The 8,196-nt window shown below is 41.4% G+C and carries 10 protein-coding genes; 6 read left to right on the top strand and 4 right to left on the bottom strand.

Annotated features, from left to right (window positions below):
• A partial coding sequence (locus J6I68_RS16305; protein ID WP_292221841.1) for an Hpt domain-containing protein occupies positions 1-340 on the top strand: 340 nt, incomplete at its 5' end.
• Here J6I68_RS16305 and J6I68_RS16300 read toward each other — a convergent pair.
• Positions 341-841, bottom strand: coding sequence for a DUF5721 family protein (locus tag J6I68_RS16300; protein WP_292221840.1), 501 nt, complete (start codon positions 839-841; stop codon positions 341-343).
• Between the two features lie 155 nt (positions 842-996).
• On the opposite strand from J6I68_RS16300, the gene J6I68_RS16295 reads away from it, so the two are divergent.
• Positions 997-2,016: a substrate-binding domain-containing protein gene (locus tag J6I68_RS16295; protein WP_292221838.1), complete on the top strand. Its 1,020-nt coding sequence runs from the start codon at positions 997-999 to the stop codon at positions 2,014-2,016.
• On the opposite strand, the gene J6I68_RS16290 is transcribed toward J6I68_RS16295, so the two are convergent.
• Genes J6I68_RS16290 through J6I68_RS16280 form a run of 3 tightly spaced genes read right to left on the bottom strand, consistent with a single transcriptional unit; the run spans position 1,985 to position 4,260 of the window.
• The gene (locus J6I68_RS16290; protein ID WP_292221836.1) at positions 1,985-2,725 is read right to left on the bottom strand and encodes a response regulator; all 741 of its coding nucleotides are present in this window, start codon (positions 2,723-2,725) and stop codon (positions 1,985-1,987) included. The two genes, J6I68_RS16295 and J6I68_RS16290, sit on opposite strands and share 32 nt — an antisense overlap.
• 14 nt (positions 2,726-2,739) lie before the next feature.
• A complete protein-coding gene (locus tag J6I68_RS16285; RefSeq protein ID WP_330622559.1) occupies positions 2,740-2,994 on the bottom strand; it encodes a DUF1294 domain-containing protein in 255 nt (84 codons plus the stop codon).
• Between the two features lie 42 nt (positions 2,995-3,036).
• On the bottom strand, positions 3,037-4,260 hold the full coding sequence (locus J6I68_RS16280; RefSeq protein ID WP_292221834.1) for an argininosuccinate synthase: 1,224 nt from the start codon (positions 4,258-4,260) through the stop codon (positions 3,037-3,039).
• Between the two features lie 258 nt (positions 4,261-4,518).
• Between J6I68_RS16280 and argC the strand changes: the two genes are divergently transcribed.
• The 4 genes from argC to argB are packed head-to-tail and all read left to right on the top strand — an operon-like array spanning position 4,519 to position 8,196.
• The gene (argC, locus tag J6I68_RS16275; RefSeq protein ID WP_292221832.1) at positions 4,519-5,571 is read left to right on the top strand and encodes an N-acetyl-gamma-glutamyl-phosphate reductase; all 1,053 of its coding nucleotides are present in this window, start codon (positions 4,519-4,521) and stop codon (positions 5,569-5,571) included.
• A gap of 36 nt (positions 5,572-5,607) precedes the next feature.
• On the top strand, positions 5,608-6,051 hold the full coding sequence (locus tag J6I68_RS16270) for a GNAT family N-acetyltransferase (RefSeq protein WP_292221830.1): 444 nt from the start codon (positions 5,608-5,610) through the stop codon (positions 6,049-6,051).
• Between the two features lie 11 nt (positions 6,052-6,062).
• Positions 6,063-7,286, top strand: a complete 1,224-nt coding sequence (gene argJ / locus J6I68_RS16265; protein ID WP_292221828.1) for a bifunctional ornithine acetyltransferase/N-acetylglutamate synthase — start codon at positions 6,063-6,065, stop codon at positions 7,284-7,286.
• A gap of 10 nt (positions 7,287-7,296) precedes the next feature.
• Positions 7,297-8,196, top strand: a complete 900-nt coding sequence (gene argB, locus J6I68_RS16260; protein WP_292221827.1) for an acetylglutamate kinase — start codon at positions 7,297-7,299, stop codon at positions 8,194-8,196.

The raw sequence follows: 8,196 nt of genomic DNA, 5'->3' as shown, positions 1-8,196 counted from the left end.
AGAATTAATTGCATGGGGCGTTGACTGGGATGAGATTCTGGACAGATTCATGGGCAATGAGGATCTTATCGCCAAGTTCATGTTCAAGTTCCTTGCAGATCAGAACATGAATGACCTGACCAAGTATCTGGCTGAGGGCAATGTTTCCGAGGCTTTCAAGGCAGTGCACACACTTAAGGGGGTAGGCGCCAACCTTGGACTTAAGGGATTCCTTACGCCTGTATGCGAGCTCACTGAGATACTAAGAGCCGGCTCCATGGAAGGCTACAAGGAAAAGTACGATCAGATAAAGCCAAAATACGATGAGCTTATCAATATTTTGACCAAGTACAGCACTTGATCATAATATATCTGTTTCAATATCGTTTGATTCAAGGAAGCTTGGGACATAGTTGTCCCAGGCTTTTTCTGCTTCTTTATCCAGTGTAAAGATATTGTAATTTACACCGGTTGTGACCATAACTTCCCCTTGCAAAAACTTAATATTTATACCAAAAGACACCTGATCTAAAGAAATATCGCTGTCTAATTCCTTAAAAAGAGAAGTTTTCTGTTCATCACTTAAGCGAAGGATAAACTTAAATCCAAGGGGAGTTTGTCTGCCTTTTATAAGATCCAGGCAGATTGGACGGATCTTTTCCCATTTTGAAAAATCTTCCTTAGGACAGCTCTCACCTTCATCATTTGCATTTTTATAAAACTCCTTATGGATACGTCCGTCTATGGAAAATGTGTTATAGGTATCTATTACGACTTCCTCTACCAGGAAATTGTCAAAAAGCTCGCTGGTAAGCAGTTTTGCCATGAAATTCTTTTGCTTCATTACCTTTACAGCTATCATGTTTTTCTCCTTGATCAAAAACTAATTTTATATTATCAAAAACTTCTTTCACCTTAAAAAGATGTATTTTTATTCAAATTAATAGGTTATAATTTAATTGTGCTTCTGTTAATAACGGGGTTACAACAAAACAAGTTTACTACAAGGGGCTATTTATGGCAAAAAGTGTAAGATTAAGAGATATTGCCGAGAGGGTTGGGGTAAGTACAGTTACTGTTTCCAAGGCACTATCGGGTCAAAAGGGCATGAGTGAAGCCGTAAGAGAAAAAATAAACTCTCTTGCCAGTGAAATGGGATATATTCCTTCAATATCCCATAAGACTGACAGCTCGAAAAAGAGCTATACCATTGGCGTGATCATTGCCGAGAAGTTTATGAGTGAGTTTAGCAGCTATTACAACAAACTCCATCAGCAGGTTTTACAACTTGCAATGGACAGAGGCTGTTTTACAATGCTTGAGGTTATTTCAGATAAAGCGCAGGAGAATAGGCAGCTTCCAAGACTTGTTACTGATAAAAAAGTTCAAGGCATACTAGTCATCGGAAGACTTGATGAAGCATATCTTGATGAGATAAAGTCTCAGAGTAGTATTCCTACGATTTATCTGGATTTTTGCAATCACAAAGGAGATGAGGATGCAGTTATATCTGATAGCTATAATGGTTCATACTGCATAACCAATTATCTGTTTGATAAGGGGCATAAAAAGATTGCCTTTGTTGGAACGATCTTGGCATCCGGAGTCATAACTGACAGATACTTTGGATATAGAAAATCGCTATTAGAGCATGGAGTGGAGTTTAGAGCAGACTGGGTCATTGATGACAGGGATATTGAAAATGGTGCGATAGATGCCGCAACATTTTTCAAGCTCCCAGCTGATATGCCAACAGCCTTTGTGTGCAACTGCGATCTTACAGCAAGTGTCCTTATCAAGAAACTACGGGATAAAGGCTATAAGGTCCCTGATGACATCTCGGTTGTAGGTTTTGATAACTTTGTTTATCCGGGAATGTGTGATATTAAAATAACCACCTATGGCGTAGATACCTATGAGATGGGCAGGAATGCAGTTCTTAACCTGATCCGCAAGATAAGTAGGGAGCGTTATCGCCAGGGCATCATGATATTAGAGGGACATCTTATTGAGGGTGAGAGCGTAAAAGCAATCTAGTTTGTTCAATTGAATTTCTATACGTGAAAGAGACTTTCAAGGTAACGTTATTATCAAGAGTAACTTTGCCAAAGGAAGTCTTTTTTATATGGTTGACATTAACGATTCCGTAGTCATTGACAGGGCACAGCTGTGGAAAGTCCGCGCACTGGTCATAGAAGTTTACAATATCTTCGATAATAGAGATCTTGCGGTCACCGGATAAATAAACGTCAAGTTCGGATTTTGAGGACTGGGTTCTGGTAACGCAGACTATATCATCGCCTCTTGCATAGATGGTTTCCTTCTGGCCTCTAAGCTCAACTGTTGGGATGACTACGCCTGTCCGCTCCTTGATAGTATCGATCATGTTGGTAAGCTCAGCCACCTTAAGGGGTTTATCAAGATAGTATACGTTGGTAGCAGTTATACCAGCTTCTTTAGAAAGCTCTTTATAGTCAATTGTAGAAGAGCACATTATTATTGGTCTTACTATTCCCACTGCCAGGAGCTTTTTTAAAACCTCAAACCCATTGCAGGGCTCAGTAGTCATGTCAATAAAAAGTCCGTGATACATTTGAGGGCGCTGCATGAAAGCCTCAACATTGCCATAAGAATCAATGTAGATGCGCTCTCCGGTTTCTTTAAAGATGCGGTCGGACTGACGTCCAAGCAGTCTTTCAGTCTGCTTTCTGTCAGCGATATTGTCATCACAAACAGCTAAATGCATAGCAGTTCTCCCCTTTACATGAACTTGAATTCTAAAGGACTAAAGTAGAGTAGAGTAGCAGCCAGGATCTGAAGGATCAGGATAAGTGGCATTCCAAATTTAAAGTACCAGTGCTTGGTCTTGTGATGGAAAACTCTCATTCCAAGGATGGATCCTAAACTTCCGCCAATAAGTGCAATAGCAAAAAGGGTTGCCTCAGGGATACGAAAAGCGCTGCGCTGAGCCCTTTTCTTATCAATACCCATTGAGGCAAACCCTATGATATTCATTACTATTAAAAATCCTGCAAGATAGAAGATGGATTTCATCTATTATTTGTTTTTGGCTACTTCCTGCATCTTCATGGCACGAACCTTAGATGAAAGACCAAACAGATTGATGAAACCTTCTGCATCGTGGTGGTCATAGAGATCTCCAGTCTTGAAAGAAGCGATGCTCTCATTGTAGAGAGAGTATGGAGACTTGGTTCCAGCCTTGATGATATTGCCCTTGTAGAGCTTGAAGGTTACTTCACCAGTAACATATTTCTGTGTGGACTCGATAAATGCCTGCTCGGCTTCACGAAGAGGAGTGAACCATTTCCCTTCATAAACTAGATCTGCAAACTTATTGCCCATATCCTTCTTCATTGTATAGGTATCGCGGTCCAAAATCAACTCTTCAAGCTGCTGATGTGCCTCGTAGAGAATGGTTCCACCAGGTGTCTCATATACGCCGCGGCTCTTCATTCCAACTACACGGTTCTCGACGATATCTACAATACCGATTCCGTTTTCACCACCCAGCTTATTGAGGGTTCTGATGATATCGGAAACCTTCATCTCTTTTCCGTTAACAGACTTGGGAATTCCGCCTTCAAAGGTCATTGTAACTGTGGTTGGCTCATCTGGAGCATCTAAAGGAGTCTTACCAAGAACAAGAAGGTGCTTGTAGTTAGGCTCAAGAGATGGATCCTCAAGCTCAAGTCCCTCGTGGGAAATATGCCAGAGGTTTCTGTCACGGCTATAGCTTGAATCAGCAGAGAATGGAAGATTGATGCCATGCTGCCTGCAGTACTCAATCTCTGACTCACGTGAATCCATTGTCCACTTGTCGTTTCTCCATGCTGCGATGATCTTGATATCAGGAGCAAGGGCCTTGATTCCAAGCTCGAAACGGATCTGGTCGTTACCCTTACCTGTAGCACCGTGGCAGATGGCAACAGCGCCTTCTTTTCTGGCGATCTCAACAAGCTTCTTAGCGATAAGAGGACGAGCCATTGAAGTTCCAAGAAGATATTTATTCTCATAAACGGCGTGGGCCATTACGCAGGGAACAATGTACTCATCACAGAACTCATCAACTACATCAAGAATGTAGAGCTTGCTGGCTCCACAGCTGATTGCTCTATCGTTAAGTCCGTCGAGCTCTTCTTCCTGTCCACAATCGATGCAGACGCAAACAACTTCATAATCAAAGTTTTCTTTGAGCCATGGGATGATAGCAGTTGTATCAAGTCCGCCGGAGTATGCAAGGATTACTTTTTCTTTAGCCATGTTTTGTTTCCTCTTCTTTCTTTATAATGTGATTTTTCATAATCGAATTATGGTATACTTTTTGGTGGCAGATTAAAAAACATCAATCGCCGCTCTGAAAGTTAATATAAACCCAAAATGTATAAAATGCAATAGATATTTGCATAAATATTTAAAAAAAGATATTCTAGTGCATAAATATTTATGTTTTCTATTGCAATATTCATTTTTTGGACTTATACTGAAACAAGTTATTAGTTCGAAAGAAGGGCAGAAAGTATGATAAAGGTTGGAATTATTGGTTCTACAGGTTACGCAGGAGCTGAAATAGTAAGGCTTATTCAGGGTCATAAAGAGGCTGAGGTCGTATGGTATGGCTCCAGAAGTTACATTGATGAAAATTACAGTAATATATATGGAAACTTTTTTGAGCTTGTAGATGCAAAGTGCATGGATGACAACATGGATGAGCTGGCTAAAAAGGCTGATGTAATATTTACAGCAACACCTCAGGGGCTTTGCGCATCACTTGTCAATGAAGATATTTTAAGTAAGACCAGGATCATTGATCTTTCAGCGGACTTTAGATTAAAGGATGTTTCAGTTTACGAAAAGTGGTACAAGATTGAGCACAAGGCACCACAGTATATAGAGGAAGCTGTGTACGGACTTTGTGAGATAAACAGGGACAAGGTAAAAAATGCAAGGATCGTTGCAAACCCCGGATGCTATACTACCTGCTCAATCCTTACTGCATATCCTCTTATAAAAGAGGGACTTATCGATACGGATACACTTATTGTTGATGCTCTTTCAGGAGTTTCGGGAGCGGGACGTGGGGCTAAGGTTGCAAACCTCTACTGCGAAGTAAATGAATCAGCCAAGCCCTATGGAGTAGCAAGTCACAGACATACTCCTGAAATAGAAGAGCAGCTTTCATATGCAGCTGGAAAAGAGATGGTCATAAACTTTACACCTCACCTTGTTCCAATGAACAGAGGAATCCTTGCCACTGAGTATGCATCTCTTACTATGAAGGACGGTTCTCTTCCTACCAAGGAGGATATCAGAGCTGCTTATGAGAAGTACTATAAAAATGAGAAGTTCATAAGACTCTTACCGGACGGAGTATATCCTGAAACAAGATGGGTAGAGGGAAGTAACTTCGTAGATATTGGCTTTAAGATTGATGAAAGAACAAAAAGAGTCATCATGATGGGCACAATTGATAATCTCGTAAAGGGTGCTGCAGGACAGGCTGTCCAGAATATGAACATCATGTTTGGTCTTGATGAGACTATGGGCCTTTCAATGGTTCCACTTTTCCCTTGATCAGGGAAATAAATACTTGATAAAAGAGGATTAGTTATGGTTCGGGTAATGACATGTGATGACTATGATGAGGTTTATGCTCTGTGGATGTCAATTCACGGATTTGGTATCAGGTCCATGGACGATTCCAGAGAGGGAATTGAGAGATTTTTAAAAAGAAATCCAACCACCAGTGCTGTCTACGAGCAGGATGGAAAGATAGTAGGTGCTATTTTATGTGGCCATGATGGAAGAAGAGCATGTCTGTATCACGTGTGTGTAAGTGAAGAATACAGAATGCATGGTATTGGTAAAAAGATGGTTGGCTTTTGCTGTGAGCAGCTCAAAAAGGAAAAGATCAACAAGGTCTGCCTAAACGCCTTTGTAACCAATACCGTAGGAAACAAATTCTGGCAGAAAATGGGCTGGACGCTCAGAGATGACATGAACTATTACGACTACGTTCTTAATACAGATAATCTGACAATATTTAATAAATAATGGAGGCCAATATGAATACTATAGAGGGCGGCGTTACTGCTGCGAAGGGCTTTGAAGCTGCTTGCTGCGAAGCTGGGATCAAGTATAAAGACAGAACTGACATGGCGCTGGTTTTTTCTAAAAAGCCATGTGTATCAGCTGGAACCTTTACATCTAATGTTGTTAAGGCTGCATGCGTTCAGTGGGATCAGAAGCTTGTGGCATCAGGGGATCCTCTTCATGCTGTTGTTGTCAATTCAGGAATAGCTAATGCCTGCACAGGTAAAGAGGGCTTTGAAGCCTGCGAAAAGACTGCAAAAGCTGTTGAGAAGGCTCTTAATGTACCATTTACATCTGTTGCAGTGGCATCTACCGGAGTTATAGGAATGCAGCTTCCTGTTGAGAAGCTTACTGCTGGCGTTGAAAAAATGAGCACAACTTTAGATAGCAGTAAGTCCGCTGGAACAGCTGCTTCTAAGGCAATCATGACAACCGATACAGTTAACAAGGAGGTTGCTGTTACATTTGAAATAGGAGGGACAACAGTTACCCTTGGAGGAATGAGCAAGGGCTCTGGAATGATCCATCCCAACATGTGTACAATGCTTGCTTTCCTTACAACTGACCTTGATATTGACAAGTCTCTTTTGCAGGAGGCTGTTTCAGAGGTAGTCAAGGATTCTTTTAACATGATAACTGTGGATGGAGATACTTCTACCAATGATACCCTTTTAGTTATGGCCAATGCAGAGGCTGGAAATGCAAAGATAACTGAAAAGGGCGGAGATTACGAAATCTTTAAAGAGGCTCTTTTCTATGTGTGCGCCTTCCTTGCAAAGAAGATGGCAGCTGATGGAGAGGGCGCAAGTAAGCTCTTTGAAGCAAAGGTTGTAAATGCAAAGACCAAGGAGGATGCAAGAACTCTTTCAAGAGCCATTGTTGGTTCTAATCTTTCAAAGGCCGCAATCTTTGGATGTGACGCCAACTTTGGAAGATTCCTTTGCGCTATGGGATACTCAGGAGCTTCCTTTGACCAAAACGACGTTGAGCTGTATTTTGAAAGCGAAAATGGAAGACTTTTGGTTTTCGATAAGGGAACACCTATTGTATTTGATGAAGATAAAGCCCTTGAAATTATGAAGGCTGATGCAGTTACAGTGTTTGTTGACATGCATGAAGGCAGCGAGGAAGCCACAGCCTGGGGATGCGATCTTACTTATGACTACGTCAAGATAAATGCAGATTACAGGAGCTAAGGAGACTATCATGGACAAGGATATGCAGGATGTACTTAAAAAAGCAGAAGTATTAGTTGAGGCTCTGCCTTATATTCAGAAGTTCAACAGAAAGATCATTGTTGTTAAGTATGGCGGAAGTGCCATGAGCAACGAGGAACTTCAGAAAAATGTAATAACAGATGTTACTCTTTTAAAACTTGTAGGTTTTAAGCCAATCATAGTCCATGGCGGAGGAAAGGCCATAAGCTCATGGGTATCCAAGGTTGGAAAAGAAGCTGAGTTCGTAAATGGCCTTAGAGTTACTGATTCAGAGACCATGGAGATCGCTGAGATGGTACTTGGAAGAGTAAATAAGCAGCTTGTGACCATGGTACAGGAGCTGGGGGTTAAGGCGATCGGTATAAGCGGTAAGGACAGCGGACTTCTTCATGTTACAAAGAAGCTGTCAGGGGGCCAGGACATTGGTTATGTTGGCGAAGTTGACAAGGTTGACCCTAAGATCTTATATGATCTTTTAGACAATGACTACCTGCCAATAGTTGCTCCTATAGGACTTGATGACAAGTTTGATACCTATAATATCAATGCTGATGATGCTGCATGTGCCATTGCCAAGGCTGTTGGCGCAGACAAACTGGCATTCCTTACTGATATTGAGGGTGTTTACAAGGATATCAAGGATCCTTCTACATTTATTTCAAGACTTACCTGTTCAGAGGCTGATGAGCTTATTGCCAGTGGCAATATAGGAGGCGGAATGCTTCCAAAGCTTGGCAACTGCACAGATGCTGTAAGAGGCGGCGTTAACAGAGTCCACATTCTTGATGGAAGGATCGCACACTGCCTGCTTCTTGAGATCTTTACTAACAAAGGTATTGGAACAATGTTTATGCCAGATTCAGACGATATGGCAAAGGCTGGAGCTTAA

Origin of the sequence: Butyrivibrio sp. (assembly GCF_017940685.1) — a bacterium.
Lineage (GTDB): Bacteria > Bacillota > Clostridia > Lachnospirales > Lachnospiraceae > Butyrivibrio.
This window is presented reverse-complemented; position numbering and strand designations above follow the sequence as displayed.

Excerpts from the sequence above, each read along its gene's own strand:
- J6I68_RS16300 (WP_292221840.1), bottom strand. The coding sequence starts at position 841 with ATGATAGCTGTAAAGGTAATGAAGCAAAAGAATTTCATGGCAAAACTG.
- J6I68_RS16295 (WP_292221838.1), top strand. The coding sequence starts at position 997 with ATGGCAAAAAGTGTAAGATTAAGAGATATTGCCGAGAGGGTTGGGGTA.
- J6I68_RS16290 (WP_292221836.1), bottom strand. The coding sequence starts at position 2,725 with ATGCATTTAGCTGTTTGTGATGACAATATCGCTGACAGAAAGCAGACT.
- J6I68_RS16285 (WP_330622559.1), bottom strand. The coding sequence starts at position 2,994 with ATGAATATCATAGGGTTTGCCTCAATGGGTATTGATAAGAAAAGGGCT.
- J6I68_RS16280 (WP_292221834.1), bottom strand. The coding sequence starts at position 4,260 with ATGGCTAAAGAAAAAGTAATCCTTGCATACTCCGGCGGACTTGATACA.
- argC (WP_292221832.1), top strand. The coding sequence starts at position 4,519 with ATGATAAAGGTTGGAATTATTGGTTCTACAGGTTACGCAGGAGCTGAA.
- J6I68_RS16270 (WP_292221830.1), top strand. The coding sequence starts at position 5,608 with ATGGTTCGGGTAATGACATGTGATGACTATGATGAGGTTTATGCTCTG.
- argJ (WP_292221828.1), top strand. The coding sequence starts at position 6,063 with ATGAATACTATAGAGGGCGGCGTTACTGCTGCGAAGGGCTTTGAAGCT.
- argB (WP_292221827.1), top strand. The coding sequence starts at position 7,297 with ATGGACAAGGATATGCAGGATGTACTTAAAAAAGCAGAAGTATTAGTT.